Origin of the sequence: Pseudomonas arcuscaelestis (assembly GCF_016881005.1) — a bacterium.
Taxonomy (GTDB): domain Bacteria; phylum Pseudomonadota; class Gammaproteobacteria; order Pseudomonadales; family Pseudomonadaceae; genus Aquipseudomonas; species Aquipseudomonas arcuscaelestis.
In genome coordinates, this window is the sequence record NZ_JACOPV010000019.1 from 43,868 (window position 1) to 60,051 (window position 16,184).

General features: G+C 59.0%; 12 protein-coding genes. 3 read left to right on the plus strand and 9 right to left on the minus strand.

The genetic code is table 11. From position 1 onward, the window contains the following. Positions 1–101 precede the first annotated feature (101 nt). Positions 102–1,433: an SDR family oxidoreductase gene (locus H8F21_RS25090; RefSeq protein ID WP_203541369.1), complete on the minus strand. Its 1,332-nt coding sequence runs from the start codon at positions 1,431–1,433 to the stop codon at positions 102–104. Between the two features lie 169 nt (positions 1,434–1,602). Here H8F21_RS25090 and H8F21_RS25095 point away from each other — a divergent pair, with 169 nt between their 5' ends. The 3 genes from H8F21_RS25095 (at position 1,603) to H8F21_RS25105 (ending at position 5,228) form a co-directional block, all read left to right on the plus strand. Continuing rightward, a complete protein-coding gene (locus tag H8F21_RS25095; protein ID WP_203585561.1) occupies positions 1,603–1,827 on the plus strand; it encodes a hypothetical protein in 225 nt (74 codons plus the stop codon). Between the two features lie 96 nt (positions 1,828–1,923). Beyond that, complete coding sequence (locus H8F21_RS25100; RefSeq protein ID WP_203585562.1) at positions 1,924–4,491, plus strand: bifunctional diguanylate cyclase/phosphodiesterase; 2,568 nt, start codon at positions 1,924–1,926, stop codon at positions 4,489–4,491. A 128-nt stretch (positions 4,492–4,619) separates the two neighbouring features. Beyond that, entirely contained in the window at positions 4,620–5,228 is a 609-nt protein-coding gene (locus H8F21_RS25105; protein ID WP_203482507.1) for a dTMP kinase, read from the plus strand. A 31-nt stretch (positions 5,229–5,259) separates the two neighbouring features. Here H8F21_RS25105 and H8F21_RS25110 read toward each other — a convergent pair whose 3' ends face one another. The 8 genes from H8F21_RS25110 to H8F21_RS25145 all read right to left on the minus strand — a co-directional run bounded on the left by H8F21_RS25110 (position 5,260) and on the right by H8F21_RS25145 (position 16,164). Continuing rightward, a complete protein-coding gene (locus H8F21_RS25110; RefSeq protein ID WP_136476154.1) occupies positions 5,260–5,859 on the minus strand; it encodes a hypothetical protein in 600 nt (199 codons plus the stop codon). Positions 5,860–5,894: 35 nt separating this feature from the next. Further along, positions 5,895–7,196 (minus strand): OmpP1/FadL family transporter, encoded by a 1,302-nt coding sequence (locus H8F21_RS25115; RefSeq protein ID WP_203482505.1) that lies wholly within the window; start codon positions 7,194–7,196, stop codon positions 5,895–5,897. A gap of 69 nt (positions 7,197–7,265) precedes the next feature. Then, positions 7,266–7,913: a DUF3313 domain-containing protein gene (locus H8F21_RS25120; protein ID WP_413243049.1), complete on the minus strand. Its 648-nt coding sequence runs from the start codon at positions 7,911–7,913 to the stop codon at positions 7,266–7,268. A 138-nt stretch (positions 7,914–8,051) separates the two neighbouring features. Continuing rightward, positions 8,052–10,004: an alkyl/aryl-sulfatase gene (locus tag H8F21_RS25125; RefSeq protein WP_203482549.1), complete on the minus strand. Its 1,953-nt coding sequence runs from the start codon at positions 10,002–10,004 to the stop codon at positions 8,052–8,054. Between the two features lie 447 nt (positions 10,005–10,451). Next, positions 10,452–12,551, minus strand: a complete 2,100-nt coding sequence (locus H8F21_RS25130; RefSeq protein WP_413243050.1) for an HlyD family efflux transporter periplasmic adaptor subunit — start codon at positions 12,549–12,551, stop codon at positions 10,452–10,454. After that, positions 12,551–13,891 (minus strand): efflux RND transporter periplasmic adaptor subunit, encoded by a 1,341-nt coding sequence (locus tag H8F21_RS25135; protein ID WP_203541362.1) that lies wholly within the window; start codon positions 13,889–13,891, stop codon positions 12,551–12,553. The genes H8F21_RS25130 and H8F21_RS25135 overlap by 1 nt, the downstream gene beginning before the upstream one ends. Then, positions 13,884–14,651 carry an efflux RND transporter periplasmic adaptor subunit gene (locus tag H8F21_RS25140; protein ID WP_203541361.1) on the minus strand — a complete coding sequence of 256 codons (768 nt, stop codon included), beginning with the start codon at positions 14,649–14,651 and terminating at the stop codon, positions 13,884–13,886. The genes H8F21_RS25135 and H8F21_RS25140 overlap by 8 nt, the downstream gene beginning before the upstream one ends. Next, on the minus strand, positions 14,635–16,164 hold the full coding sequence (locus H8F21_RS25145; protein ID WP_203585563.1) for a TolC family protein: 1,530 nt from the start codon (positions 16,162–16,164) through the stop codon (positions 14,635–14,637). The genes H8F21_RS25140 and H8F21_RS25145 overlap by 17 nt, the downstream gene beginning before the upstream one ends. Between the last annotated feature and the right edge of the window lie 20 nt (positions 16,165–16,184).

The window sequence follows — 16,184 nt, forward strand, 5'->3', positions numbered from 1 at the left end:
TACAAATGTACTCCAGTGCTCTTATTGGCTACTCCGTGCCGCTATCAGCGGTGTTGTACAGGTGGCATTGATTGTCTGCGCAATACCACCGGCTCATAAATCTAACGCAAGCGCTTGCCACCCGATTTCCGATCCAGCGCATATAAAAGCCCTGCGATCAGCAGCGCACCGCCCACCAGGCAGGCCTTCGGCACCGAGTTTTTGCCCGATCGCCATCCACCCTGTACCCGGCGTTCGCCGCTGGCAGGCTCAAAAAGATTGCCGGTTGAGTTGGCCGATGCGGCGCTGTGGTTCAGACCCAGACGCGTCAATAACCCCGACAGTCGATTGAATCCCGGTAGTAGAAAATGCGTCAGGCGTGCCACTGTGGCTGCGGCACCGACGGTGGTGCTGGTGCGCGGGTTGATTGCACATCGAACCATCGCCTGGGCCACTCGGTGTGGGTCGTAGACGGGGGGAGGAGGCTTGAGTGCATGGCCGGTAAAGTTGCCGCCATCACGAAAACCCGGGGTGTCCATGACGGCGGGATAGATATCGCAGACATGAATAGCGGGAAAGCCATTGAGCTCGCCGCGCAGTGCTTCACTGAAACCGCGCAAGCCGTACTTGCTGGCCGAATAGGCAACGGCATAAGGCTGCGCCACCCAGCTTCCCAGCGACAAGGTATTGATCAACACACCGCTTTTCTGCGCTTTGAAATAGGGCCAGGCGACGTAGGCGCCGCGCAGGTAACCCAGCAGATCGGTCTGTATCACTTGCTCGTGAGCCTCTAGCGGGGTGTCTTCAAAGCTGCCCACTGCGCCGACCCCGGCGTTGTTGATCCAGATATCGATACGACCACCTCCAAACGCCGCGGCTTGAGCCGCCAACGCCTGCATCTGCGCGCTGTCGGTCACATCGGTTGGTACGGCAAGCGCCTGCGTCCCGCAGTCGGTGCATTCGTCGACAACATCGAATAGGGCCGACTCGTCCCGCGCCGCCAACACCAGGCGGGCACCTCGGCAGGCGAACGCGTGGGCTGCCGCTCGGCCGATACCGCTGGAAGCGCCGGTGATGACCACCAGCTTGCCTGCCAGGGAATTGCGCACGGACAGCGGGCGAGGTGACTCATAGCGTGTTTGGCTACCCGCCTCAAGCGTATCGAGCCGAGCTTCCTGGTGTACTTCCTCAAGTTTCAGTTGGGTGCCGTCCGCCAGGGTCAAGGTGAGGTCCTCGATGGTGCCGGCGATCCGGTCGGGATACACAGGCTGCCCTTGAGGATCGATGTCGTCGTAAAGAAACTTTTGGCCTTCCATCCAACCTATGGCGGTCAGCAGTTCAGGGCCCAGGTAGTACTTTGCGTCGAGAAAGAACCCGGGGAATTGACGTGTGCGCTCGCGGCTCTCGATGGTGTAGCGTTGGCCGGGCTTCATACCGGTGGCTGGATCGATCACGGCCGTATCTCCATGCTGTTGTTTTGCGATAGAGGGGGCGATTGATGCGGGGGTTCAACCCAGATTGACGGAAGGATGCACAATCTCGGCGAGCGCATACGTAATCCGATCAAACTTTCGCGGCCCTGTGGGTTCTTCTGAAAACACAACGTTGCTACAGGAGCACACCATGACCTCCAACGATCCCAAGCATGACGATAAGGTGCCTCGGCCGCTTTCTTCTGAAGAGGCTCAGCAAGGTGAGCAGGTTCGCGGGCCGGTGCTTGAGCGCCCTGACCCGGACACCGAGACGGTGGACAAAGTAATCACACCGACATCGATCAAGGAGCAGGAAGAAGAAACCCGCGAGATTGAGCGCCGCCTGGCCGAAATCGAGAATAAAGCCCGACGCTGAATACAATCGGAACTGCCGGGGCAGGCCATCGGTTCTTGCTAATGTGGCGTGTTCGTTGGCAGTCAATTATCAGCAACCCAGGCTTACGGTGAACAAATGGATGCTCTTTCCGGCAATGGCCTGTCAACGCGCAGCCAAGTGGTTCGGCACCTGATACTGGCGTTTTGCGGCATGTTGATGGTGATTCTTACGCTCGGATTGGTGTCGTTCTATCGCATCGCCGACTCACTCGATCAGCGCGAGGTAGGGCAGAGCCGCTTTCATGCCGAATCGGCGATGGCCCAGTTGCAGAAGAATGAGCGCAGCTATTTGCTCACCCATGCTATCTGGCAGTCAGCCTATGATCATCTCGGCCGCGAGGCGGATGCGCGCTGGGCCTACGAGGCTGACAATGTCGGACCGACGCTCTACACCACCGACGGCTATGCGGGTGTTTTCGTGCTGGATGATCAGCGCACCGGCTATGCCATGGTGGATGGCCAGTTAAGCAGTCAGGGCTTCGAACACTACAGCGATGATGCAGGCAAGATCCTCAGTCAGGCTCGACAAGTTGCGGAAAACCAGCAAGCAACCGCCGGCTACCTACAGTTTCGCGACCAACCGGCGATGTTCACCGCCGCAGTCATCCAGCCTCCATCACTACCTCACCATCTACCTGCGCCCAGCGCGGTGCTGGTGTTTGTGCGGGTGCTCGAAGCGAGTGTGCTCGAGCCCCTGGGGCGCAGTGCCGGTCTGGACGGCCTGGGCGTTGGCGCTGCTGGCAGCGCCAGCCAGGCAAAAGGCGCACTGCCGCTGGAAGGCAGCGGCGATGAACTTTCATGGACCATTGCCCAACCGGGACGCGAGCTGATTGCCACTGTGGTTCCAGCGCTGGCGCTGGCCGTGGTGCTGATAGGCTTGCTGGTCGCGGTACTGGCCCGCTATGGCATACGCGCGAGCGCCGGCATGGACCGAAGCCACCGGCAACTGGCCGTGTCCAAAGACGCACTGGAAACCAGCGAAGAGCGTTTTCGCGCCGTGGCCGAGGCGTCCTCCGACTGGATTTGGGAGACCGATGCGCAGTTGCATCTGACCTACCTCTCGGCGCGCTTCGCCGAGCTTACCGGGCACCCAATTGATGCCTGGTTGCAGCGACCCATTACGCAGTTGCTCGACTGCGACACCGCCCATATCGAAAACTGGCTGCACGGCTTGGCCGCGAGCCAGGCGTCGGGCAGCCTGCGCTGCCAGTACCATGATCAACTCGGCCAGCAGCGTATCTGCCGAATTGCGGCACGGGCGATTGTTGATCACGCCCGGTGTACCGGTTTTCGCGGCACTTGCAGCGATATCACCGATGAAGTGGCGGCCCATGCGCAGATCCAACACCTTTCGTTGCATGACGCGCTTACCGGTTTGCCAAACCGCAACAAACTTTTTCGTTTTCTCGAACTGGGCGAGCAGGGAGCCTTGCCGCACGCCTTGGCGGTGATCATGCTCGACCTGGACAACTTCAAGCCAATCAACGACAGCCTTGGCCATTCGGCCGGTGACGCCGTGCTGGTTGAGGTGGCAAGACGCCTCGGCCAGGTTACTCGAGACAGCGATCTGGTAGCGCGCTTGGGAGGCGACGAGTTCATCATCGTCTTGACCCGTCCAGGCCAGCACGAAGAGATGGATCGGTTTTGCGCCCGCGTGGTGGAAACCCTGCAACACCCAATTTTAGCGGAGGGCCAGTCGGTTCAGGTCGGCGTCAGCCTGGGCGTGGTGCTATCGGCTGAGTATCCGGGTACGCCGAGTGACTTGATTCGCTACGCCGACCTGGCCTTGTACAGCGCCAAGCGTGCAGGCAAGCACACCTGGCGCTACTTCTCCACGCAGATGAACGCCGCCCTGGTGGAAAAGCGCACGCTTGAGCACGAGTTGCTGGAGGGCATTGGCCGCGATGAGCTTGTGCTGCACTATCAGCCGCGCTTCAAGGTCGATGGCGTAACCGTTGCCTCGGTGGAAGCGCTGGTGCGCTGGCGACACCCGCGCCTGGGCCTGTTGCCTCCTGATCGCTTCATCGCCTTGGCCGAGGAGTCGGAACTGATTGTCCTGCTGGGCAACTGGGTCATACGCGAAGCCTGCACCAAGGCCAAGGCCTGGCCGATGGAGATCATGGTCTCGGTGAACATGTCGCCAGCCCAGTTCAGTCGCAGCGACGTGGTTCATGATGTCGCCGAAGCCTTGCGCCACACCGGCCTTGCGGCCCACCGCCTGGAGTTGGAAATTACTGAGAATGTCATGCTCAATGATGTCGAAGGTGCCTTGCAGACCATGAACTCGCTGAAAGAGCTGGGTGTCAGGCTGAATATGGATGATTTTGGTACCGGCTATTCTTCCCTGGGTTACCTGCGGACTTACCCCTTCGACAGCATCAAGATCGACAAGCGCTTCGTTCAGTCGTTGGGCAAGAGCGCTAGTGATCGCAGCGTGGTCCAGGCGATCATCAACCTGGGCAACGCCATGGGCATGACGGTGACTGCCGAAGGTGTGGAGACGGCCGAACAACTGGCCTTGCTCAACGATGATCAATGCCATGAAGTTCAGGGCTTTCTACTCAGCCGCCCGGTGGACAACGACGTACTTGTGCAGATAATGCGTCGCCAACGGGCGAACACCGCGACCGAGTCCTCTGGTTAGGCGCTTGTTATTTTGAAACGCGTAAGCCAGAGACAAGGATAGAATGCCGGTCACTATCTACGAGGAAACACGATGTTGTTACCTGATTTGAGCCGTGGTCAAACCGACTATCAATCGTTATCTGTCCAATGAGTCGCACGCTGTTTATTTCGCTGGATGGGCCCAAGGGAACTGGCAAAACCACGCTGCTGGAAGCCATAACCCAAACACTGCGGGCCGACAATAAAAAAGTGATCCGACTGTGCGAGAAGAAAAGCGATCCCTTTCGCGGTGAAACAATGGCGCTGGTCAACAAACTTGTGAGGAATCCCAACCAGGACCTGGAGCTGGAAGTTTGTCAGCGCTTTGCCGATAGCCGTCGTTGGATTTCCCAGCAGGTACTGCCCAAACAGCCGCAGGACAGCATCATCCTGATCGACCGCTGGTACCCGTCCGATGCCGCGTTTCGCCGATTACTGCCGTTTGCACAGATTCTGCAACTGAACCTTGCGCGAAATGTGCGAGTGCCTGACCTGCACGTGGGGGTTGTTACGGCTCCTGAAGTGTCGTGGGCGAGGGCGGCAGCGCGATCACGGGGCCTGGGCAGTACGGTGATTCATAGCCTGGAAGAACAGGTCGCTTGTACCGAGGCGTTTGAATGCGCCGTTCGCGATCACGGCTGGGCGCTATGCCGTAATGAAGGGACAATCGAAGACGCAACGATGCAGGTGGTTTCTGAGATCTACAGGCTGTTTTGAAGCGCCTGGTGGGTAGTCAGGCGTCCGTCGCCTACCTTTTATCCTCCTCCAGGATGGTCGCTGCCAGCTCCAGGGTGCCTCTGCCTCCGCGGCGCAGGCAGGCAATCAGCGACAACCAGGGAATGTCGGTAAGGCGCACCTCTGAGTTTGGGATCGCACGGACTTCACCCGCCGTTCCGCCGGCAGGGCCTCCATCAGGCAAGTAGATCAGCAGCCAATCACCGCGACTTTCCAGCACCAGACCAAAACGATATCCCTCGCCCTCGCTGATCATTCCGACTTTGGCACCTTCGATGTCGTCCAGGCCGGCGAAGCGTGCGGTAGCGTCTTTGAGCAGTTGGTAACCTGGTAGGTTGCCAAGCAGCCGGGTTTCAAGTGTGTCGAGTGTCCGCGTTGCTATTGCTGTTTTGGCCAGCAACCCGGCGAGAAAGCAAAACAGCGCCAGGAGTATCACCGTGGCCAGGGTCACTGAGGTAACCCCGGCAACGCTGAAGCCACTGAACAGTGGAACCACTTTCTGTACGGGACCGCTGAGCAGGTGAATGGCCTTTTCGATAAGGACGAATATCAATACCAACGGCAGAATGAGCAGCAGCCCGCCGGCAATCGTGGTCTTGATGAAACTGAACATGAGACCTCCTGCGCTGGAGCGCAACGGGGGCAGCGTTAGAATCGCCACGTAGCCCCGGCACCGAGGATGTGCAGGGCGGCATTGCGATAAGTGCCAGACAACGTGGTACCTGAGCGCGCCTTGGTTTGCTCCACGTCCATGTCACCAAGCCAGACCAGTGTGTACGCGGCGTGCACGTCCAGGCCCTGGTCAATCTGGTAGTTGACCCCAGTCGCCAACCGCCAGGCTTCGCCCATGGGGTTGTCGACCGTGCGGTCTTTGTCGTCCACCGCAGAACTGTCGTAACCAAGGCCCAAACTCAAGCGCAGGCGCGGATTGATCTGGTACTGCGTACCGACAGAGGCATGCCAGGTGTCTTTGTACTCGCGATCGACAGTGCGACTGACGCCCAGGGCATCGGCATCCACTTCGACGCCGATGTTGCCAAATTCGCTCCAGTCCTGCCAGCCGAGACTGCCCAATAGCTTCCATTGCGCATTGAGGTCGTGGGCGATACTGAACAGCGCGGTTTGCGGCACCGCCATATCCAGCTCCAGCGAGTCGGTACCCAAGCGGCCAAGTGCGCCATTGAGGATAAGGTTGTCGACCTTGTCCACATCAGGCTTGTCCTTGAATTCCAGGTCGATCTTGCTGGTATAGGCGAAGCCAATCTGGGTGCGCTCGCTCAGTTTGTACAACAGCCCCACGTTGACCCCGGTGCCGACGTCGGTGTCCTTGTACTCAAGCTGGCCATCGGGGCGATCCAGCAGCCCCAGCAGGTTGTTGTTGATGGCCATCTCGTTACGGTAGTAGGCGACCATGATCCGCGGGCCAATACCGATGGACAGGTCATCGGTAAACTTGTAAGCCAGCGTCGGTTGCAATGACACGCCAATAATCGCCGCCTCCTGGTTGAAGTAGCGGCCGGCCCAGTCATCATCGTAATCCAGTGCCAGGCCAAAATTGCCGTACATGCCAAAGCCGATTGCCGAGCGTTCATCGATCTGGTGGCTGATGAACAGGCTGGCGCCGGGCAGGTACTGAAGCGCGTTGCCGCCTTCGTTGCCGTCGAACTGGTTGCGACTGTCGCGTGAGAAACGCATGTCACCGAGGATCACTTGCGCGTTGGCGCTGATCTGGGTGCCCTGTAACTCGGTAAGGCCCGCAGGGTTGCTCATCAACACGCTAGGGTCGGTTGCCAGCGCAGCAGAACCGGCATTGGCGAGGCCATTGCTCTCCTGGCCTGCCTCGTAGATCAGAATGCCTCCAGCCCCCGCTTCGCTGCTTAGCAGACATAAGCTCAACGCCAGGCCTGTAAGGCGCACACCATGGTCGAGATCACACGTGGCTGACTTCATTAAGCCTCCTCATGGTCAATCCATTGAATTCGACCTGCCGCTGACGTCGGCAGGTCGTTGGGCCATGTCTTAGTGTTTGCTCTTGAGTTGCTCGAACGATTTGACGATGTCGATCGCCCAGCCATCGAGCACCGCCCTGGCATCCTTGGCAGTCATCACTTGGTCGGAGTTGTCCAGATCGGCCCCAGCGCCCTTGCGTACCACCTGGGCAACGACCTTGTTGTTGCTGGCATCGAGGAACTGGGCTTCAGTCGACAGGCTGGTGTCTTGGTCTCGAATACCGGTTGCAGCACTGACGCCTGCAGCCACCAGTGCGATCGGGATCACTTCGTACGGGCGCAGCCCTTTGGTCTTGGCGGATACCGCCGTGATCGCGGGGCGCACGACCAATACACCCGGCCCTGGGCCTTTGGCCAGCGGCAGGACTTTGGAGAATTGTGTTTGTAGGGCCTGATTGTAGTATTGGGTGATGCCTTGGAGGGTCGAGTCAGGAATTTTTTCAGTGGCTTGAGGTTTGGGATAAAGCTGGCTTGGCTCGACATAAACGCTGCTGAACTTGTTCACGTTCAAACCTGGTTCGATCCAGCGCATAACCGCTGCACCAGACGGTGACTTTTCTTCCTTCAAGGCACTGTAGTCCTTGAGAAAACCGGAATACTGGTCGGGTTCAACATATTTACTGGCGCAACCTGAGAGCGCCAAAGAACACACACACACAACGCTGCAGCAAGTGATTTGGCCTGCATGGTAACGCTCCGAATTAACTGACTGGTTGAAGCCTGAAACGGCAACTTTGAGCGACCAGGGGAGAGGGCGGCTGCCTTCCAGTTGCCGCCATCTCCCAAGGTTGACGCGTTATGGCGTGACGATGTTGAACCAGAAGTCGAAGTTGTCCATGTAGCTCATCAACTCCTCCAGCTTGCCTTCGTTACCTTCAACCTTGATATCCCCCGAACCCTTGGCGTCTTTGAGCGTGGTTTGCTTGAGCATCAGATTGTTAAGCGTGTCGCGGGTCAGGGTGATGGTGGCGTCTGCGTCCTTCGATTGCATGCCCTCGGTATGGTTGAGTACACCGTTGACCATCTCCAGCGTGTACTTCTGCTTCAGATCGGTGAAGTCGAGATTGAGCGTGATGTGCTTGCCTTCGACTTCGGGCCCTTTCAGGCGCATCGCCAGGTAATCGAAGAACAGGTCCAGGTCCATCGCCTTCACCGTGTCCGGGCTTGCAGTGTCCGGAGTTGGCAATTTCTGCACGCCGTTGCGAAGTTCCTGGGCGCCGGTCAGGTAGAAGTTGCGCCATGGACCACTCTCGGCCTGATAGCCCAGTTGTTCCAAGGCATCGGCCTGCAGGTTTTTCGCCGCTTGATTGCCTGGCTCGGCAAACACCACGTTGTTTACCACCGAGGCCACCCAACGGAAGTCACCCTTGTCGTAGTACTCCTTGGCCTTCTTCAGTACGGTATCGGCACCACCCATCATGTCGACGAAACGCTTGGCTTCTTCTTCAGGCGGCAATTCCCACAATGTGGCCGGGTTACCGATGAACCAGCCCAGGTGCAGGACATAGGTTGCTTTGACGTTGTGATTCAGCGAACCGTAGTAGCCACGGTTGGAAAAGCGGTTGGCAATCGACTTGGGCAGTTTTACCTGCTCGGCGATTTCGGTCATGGTGTAACCCTTGTTGGCCAGACGCAGGGTTTCGTCGTTGATGTAGCGGTACATGTCACGTTGCGAGGACAACTGATCCTTTACTTCCTTGTTGCCCCAGACCGGCCAGTGGTGCATGGCGTACATCACCTGGACATCATCGCCCCACATCTTCAACGCTTCGTTGAGGTATTTGGACCATGGCAGTGGTTCGCGGATTTTCGCGCCACGTAGCGAGTAGGTGTTGTGCAACGTATGGGTAGAGTCTTCGGCCGTGTTCAGGGCCTTTTTCTCCTTGATGTAATACAACATCTCGGCTGGTGCTTCGCTTCCCGGCGCGTAGAGGAATTCATAGGTCAAACCGTCGATAACGCGGGTCTCGCCGGTTTTTTCGATGATGTCGGTCGGCGGGATGAGGGTCACGGTACCGGCAGAGGTGGTGGTACCCAGGCCTGCGCCCAACTGACCTGTTTCATTCGGCGGCAGCAGGTTCCCGTACATGTAGCTGGCCCGACGGCTCATGGCCGTACCGGCCATGACGTTCTCGGCTACTGCATGTTCGAGAAAGCCCTTGGGTGCATAAACTTTGACCTTGCCAGCCTTGACGTCGTCTTCGTTGATTACCCCGCGCACACCGCCGTAATGGTCAACATGGCTGTGGGTATAGATCACCGCGACTACCGGTTTCTTTGGACGGTGCTTGAAGTACAGGTCAAGCGCCGCCTTGGCGGTTTCGCTGGAAATCAACGGGTCGAAGATGGTGATGCCTTCCTTGCCTTCGACGATGGTCATGTTCGACAGATCGTAGTTACGCACCTGGTAGATACCATCGGTAACTTCGAACAGGCCTGAGATGTTGATCAGTTGTGACTGGCGCCACAGGCTTGGGTTGGTGGTGTCGGGCGCTACTTCGCCCTCTTTGATGAAGGCGTATTTGGCCGGGTCCCAGATTACATTTCCGGTCTTGCCCTTTATGACCTCTGAAGGTAATGGAGCAATAAAGCCTTTGTGGGCCAACTCGAAGGATGTCTTGTCATTGAACGGTAGTTCTTTGAGTAAGGCGTTATTCGCAGCTTTCGTGGCCTCAGTCGCGGCTTTTGGTTGCTCTGCGGCCATTGCTTGGGTCGCTAGCGCGATGGCGACGACCAGTGAACATGTCATGCCCGCTACTTTGCGAGCTTTCGAACTACTGGAAAAAAATGCCCAGACTTTATCTCCAAACTCATCGCTATGCTCCTGCTGGTCGGGAAAGGCACTATCAAAGCTGTACGCGCGCTTAGATAAACGTAGAAGGTTTCTGTCGCGCAGCAACTTTTAAATGAACAACTTGCTACTTTATCTGTCAGGTCGTGCCTACAAAGTCGGCGGCTTAGGCGAAAATGTCGGCGTCTCTCAACCACTGAATCGTTTAATTTGATGGATGAGATTTCCTACTATTGGTGAAAATTGGCTACTTAAACTTAGGCGCTGTAGTGTGATGGTGACGCTATTGTTTTCGTATCGAGAGGATAATTAACCGTTCGGTAACCCAAGTGTGATGGAAGCACTTAAATGATTAGATGATTGGTGGCATTTTGATGTTGATTGAATATGGGTTTTAACACGATGTTAAAACCCACTCTCTCGCAGCAACACTGCCGCCACATGGATAAACCCTTGGCCTAGCAAACTGCGACGTTCACCAGCGATCTGCAGCCGACCGCGGGTTTCGCGCAAGGTGGTTGGCGCACCATCGAGTTTGATCAACACATGGAACAGTGGGGGCGTCGGCAATAGTTCCTTGCCCCGGCTGGCGACCGTCAGCGGTCCGCCGAAACGCGAGGCGAGCATTTCGTGGTGCAGTTGACTGACGCGTGTACTGCCGATAGCGAGCACGCTGCCAGTGATGGGGGTTGGTTGTCCTTCGGGGTAAAAGCGCACCGCGCCGCCCGCTACAAGACGCTGCACTTCATCCTGGTCGACGTAGGCGTCAACCTGCCAATGCCGTGGGTCGACCAGGATGCCGATGGGTTCGCGACTGCTGACCCATTGCCCGGTTTGCCAGTTAGGGTCCAGGTCGAGCCATTGACCTTCGAACGGGGCTTGCAACGTCAGCCGGGCAATTTCCGACCGTGCTGCGCGCGCTTCTTCGAACTGTACGTCCAGGCGCTGGCGGGTGGCGATGGCCTGGTCGGCACCAGAAGGGTCGGCAATCAGGCCGCCGAGGCGAGCCTGATAACTTTTGACACTGGCCTCGCTGGTCGACAGACGCGAGGCAATATCAGGTTCTTCGAGGGTGACCAGAGCGGTACCGGCGGCGACGTGGCCAGCGCGATGCAAGGCCTGCAAACGTGCAGGGTAAGGGGCGAACACCCGCAGTTGATGTTCGGCCCGGGCCACACCCAAGGCCTGAACCTGCGAGCGCCAGGGTACTGCCAGCAGCAATACGATCAGCGCGCCGATTGCCCACCAGGCACGCCGGTGGCCGGTGTTTACCCCTTCACGATGCTTCCACCAGTATTTGAGCTCGCGCCATACCGGCATGACGATGAACCACGCCAACTCCACGGCGAACAGAAAAATACCCAGCAGCTTGAAGAACAGCAGGTAAACCGCCACGGCGATGCCCAGGAAAAGTACCAAGCGGTACACCCAGGTCACTATGGCAAAGGTCACCAGCGCTCGTCGTTTAGCGGGGTGAAAGTGTTCCGGCCATTCCTCATTCAAGCCCAGCAGTACACGGCGCAGGGTGACTCGGGCCAAGGCCGAGGAGCGCTCGTGCAAATTGGGGAAGTCGAGCAAGTCAGAAAGAATGAAATAGCCATCAAAGCGCATGAACGGGCTGGCGTTGAGTGCCAGCGACAGCACCCAACTGGTGGTTGCCAGGTACAGCAGGGCATTGCGCAATGGGCCAGGATCGGACAACGCCCAGCCCAACGTGGCAAGCCCGGCCAAGGCCAGCTCGGTGAGGATGCCCGCGGAGGCAATGGCCAGGCGCTGCCTGGAACTGCGCAGCTTCCAGCTTTCGCCCGTGTCGGTGTAGAGCATTGGCCACATGACCACAAAGGCGATGCCCATATGACCCACGCGCAGGCCCAGGCGGGTGGCGACCAACGCGTGCCCCAGCTCATGCAGGGTCTTGGCCAGCGCCAGAGCAATGGCAAAACTGACCAGGGCTGAAGCTGAAAACGACTCCACCACCGCCGAGGTAAAGGTATCCCACTGTTGCAGCACCAACAGTACGCCGGTCAAGCCCAGCAACACGATCAGCACCGCGGTCAGCGGTTTGAACAGCCAGTCGAGTTTCTCTGCCAGCCACTGCAGGTGATGCTGTGGGCGCAGCAGCGGTATGCGGAAAAACAGGTAGTGATGCAGCCACCAGCTCCAGCTCAGCCAGGCATTATCCTTGCTGCGCGCCACCAGGCGGGCGAGGGCCTCGCGGCCGGGGCGGACCAGTTGGTGGTGCTCCAGAAACTGGCGAAACTCCACGATTTGCTCCACGTCCGGACGCAGCGGGGTTTCTGCGTGAATGGCTTGGCAAATGTCGTTCGGCGTGCGGTCCCAGCGCAACAGGCACTCAAACTCCAGCCAGCCGATGCGGTAGAAGCGGTTGACCACTGTGTCCTGAATCACCCAGGCCGGTTCGCCGCTGCTGTCCGGGGCGGTTTCCAGCAGGCGCAGGTCTTCGCGCAGTGGCTGCGACGGCAGTTGCGCCGGGTCGACGCCAATCACATGCCGCTCCAGGCCCGCAGCGCGGCGAAAGGCCGACGCAGCAGGTAATAACCCAGCACCACGCGTTCCCCGTACAAGCGGGCGGTGCCGTGCAGGCCAAGTCGCGCGTGTTCAGGTTGGCCGTCGATGCTGGCGAGCAAGCGGTACGCCACCACGCCTTCTTCATTGGCGCGTGCCTGGTAGCTGGTCTCGAGAACTTTGCCGTTGAGTGGGGTCAGCGGGTAGGCGGTGAGGAACAAGGTCACTTCGGCGCCGGGCTCCAAGGCGATGGCATCGGCCACCGGTAACTGGATAAGCATCGCCGGTTGCTTGGGCTCGGCAATCAACAGGATTCGCTCGCCAGTGGACACCGGCTTGCCCAGCCAATCGTTGGGATCGCTGTAGACCGCCACGCCTGCCCGGGGTGCGCGAACCTGGGTGCGCCGCAGTTGCGCCTTGACTGCCGCCAGCTCCGCCCGGCGCTGCTGCACTCGGCCATTCAACAGGGTCAGCTCGCTTTTGCTTTGCGGGTTGTCAAACGCTCGCTGGCTGGCCGCCGCCAACTCGGCATCGGCTACGGCGACTTCCTTGCTCAGAACATCGGCACGGCTGTTGAGGGTGGTTTCATCCAGGCTGAACAACAGCGTGTCTTTCTCTACGCTCTGATTGGGACGCACCTGCATGCCCTGAATCACACCATCGATGGGTGAGCTGATGATCATCGCTTGGCGCGAGACGATTTCAGCAGGAGCCAAGGCGGTTTGCCGAACCGGGACCAGTAACAAAGCCACCGCTACTGCCAGGCCCAGCAACAATTGGCGTTTGCTCGGCCGCCAGCGCGATAGCCGGCGTTTTTTGCCAAAGCCTGCCCAGCAATGCGCCCAGGTAAGCCACAGGCCGTCGAACAGGGGTTCAAGCGCAGGCGCGGGTGGATTGTCCAAGAGAAACAGCACCAGGCCTAAACGCTCACCCTCGCGGTCCAGCAACGGGATACACCACAGCCCTGCAGGCCACCACTCGGCCCAACCTTCTTCGATGTCAGGCGTTGGGGTAACGGCATCACGGGCAAGCCACAGCGGCTTGTTGTCTTGCACTTGGCTGGCAACCCAACGTACGGCACGTTGCAGCCACACCAGGTAAGGCGAGTCTTCAGTCGGCCGGGCCAGGCCCGATACGCACAACAGTTCGAGGATCTGCCCTTGCTGCTGGAAGACCAGGGCCTGGTGGTACTGCAGCAGGGGATAGGGATCGTTGGCGATGGAGAATCCCAGCGCATTCAACGAGTCGGCGGCCAGGGCTTTGTCACGCAGGGCTGCGATCGCCAACAGCAGCTGCGGGTGCGGTAGCGGCTCAGTCATTGGCGCCAGGGAAGCGTGCGGTGCCGCTCATGCCAGCGATCAGGTCCGGGTGTGCGGCGTCCAGGCGTGCCTCCAACTCCACGGTTTGGGCAACGGCGTCTACCCGTGCGTTGATGGCGCTGACATGCGCTGGGTAGGCTTTGCCGGTTTCCAGAATGCTCACCTCAAGCGCCTGGTTTGCCTTGAGCTGAGGCAACAGGCTGGACGGCACATTCAACCGCACCTTGAGTGCGCCATCGCTGACCAGGTCAAACAGCGGTGTGCCTGCGGCTACGGTTTGGAAAGGTTTGGCATGCACTTTGGCCACGCGCCCGGCAAAAGGCGCCTGTACCACGCAGTAGCCGCTCTGGGCCTGCGCCATGGCGCGTGCACCATCGGCCTTCTGCACTTCAGTGTTGGCCATATTCACTTCAAGGTCGCCCACAGCGTCGAGCTTGCGCAGGTTGCGTTTGGCTTCGAGGTTTTGCCGGGCCATGGTCAGTTCGGCGGCAGCGACTCGCGAGCGCGCCTGGGCTTCGGCGCAGTCAAAGCGCGCCAACACCGCATCCTTGGCCACATGTTGGCCGAGCGCTGCCTTGAACTCGCCAAGGGTGCCGGCCATCTGGCTGGAGAGGGTGGTTTCAAGCCCGGCAACCAGCAACACGCGAATCGTACTCGGCTCGTTGCTGCTGGGCAGTGGTGCCGTTTCATCGGCTACTGCAGGGCTGAGGATCAAGGACAGGATTACTGCGAGCAGACTGCGCTCAAGGCTGTTTGGCATTCGGCGTTCCTTGCATGGCCAGAAGGTTGCCGCGTTCCTGATTTTCCACGGTGCGCTGGATTTCCTGCGCCAGGGTTTTGATGCTGTGTTGTTCGATCTGTTGGGGTAGCGTGTCCAGGCCGACCGAGTTGTACAACCGTCCCCACGCCGCCTGGGCGCTGGAATAAGCCGCCTCACGCTGGTAGCGCGAGAGCAGGTAGCGACCCTCGGCACGTATCACCTCCAGCTCTGAGCCATAGGCAGTGGTGCGTGCAGCTTCAGCGTAGCTCAGTAAACTCTGATCGACGCGCAGGCTTTGATCGGCAAATTCAACTTCCTGGCGTGCCAGTTGGTAGCGCAAGGTGCCCACCCGTACCTGAGTGAGGATCGCCATCGATAACGCCACCCGGCGCATGTCATCGGTTTTGCTCTGCGACTCGGCGGCGCGATTGAGCGAAGGCAACTGCAACAGGCGCAGCAGGTTCATCGAGACTTGCAGGCCGGTCTCGTTCCAGTCGTTGTTATAGAGGTATTTGTTGGAGTCGTACTTGTAACCGAAGTCCAGGCTCACGTTCGGCCACAGTTGAGTCTTGGCGATCTTCAGGTCGTTCTCGTTGACCCGCTTGCGGTACCACTCCTCCATGATTTCGGGACGGTGGTTCAACGACAGCAATTCGAGCTTGTTGATGTCCTGGGACAACTCCGGCAGGGTTGGCTCGACCTGATCAGCCAGGATTAACCGAGAACCGGGTGGCAGCGACATCAGTGCCGACAACTCGGCGCGGGCAAACTCCAGGTCCTGGCGGCGCACAGTCAACAGATAGATGGAATCGAGCAGCGCGCGCTGGTACGACAATACCTCCTGGCGCGGCAGCAGGCCCTTGGTCTCGGCTTGACGTGCTGAAAGCAGCGCCTGATGGGTGCGTACCAGCAAGCGGTCCACCTGCGGCATCAACCGCTGCGCGCTGAGGGCCCGCCAGTAAGCATTGCGTACGTCTTGCAGAACATTCTGTGCCACCTTGCGGCGGCGCTCTTCGGCCATGAGGATCTGGTCGGTTTTCTGCTGGGTGCGGTAATAGGCCACGCCGAAGTCCAACAGGCTCCAACTCAAACCGAGCCCGTAGATTTGCCGGTAGCGCTCTTCAGACGTCGATGCACGCAAGCTCTGTTCGCGGTCTTCGATACCGATGGAGGTGCCACCGGAATCATTGTTACGCCCCGCGTACCCGGCCGAAGCTACCAGGCGCGGCAGCATTTCGTGGCTGGAAACGTCGCGCAGGTCGCTGGCCAGTGCGCCTTCCATCAGTTTCAGGCGGTAATCAAGATTGTACTTGAGGGCGCGTGCAGCGGCCTCGTAGAAGGTGATGGGTGTGGTTACCGGCTCCTGGTTTGCATACATCTGCGCCTGGTCCTGAATGATCCGTTGCCGGGTTTCATCCTCGGTGTATTCGACAGGCTTGGTCGCAGAACAGGCGGCGAGCAAAAAGGTGGAAGCAATGGCCGTACTGAACAATGTCTGAGGCAGTTTTGGCATGGTCTGTCCTTGGTCCTTGC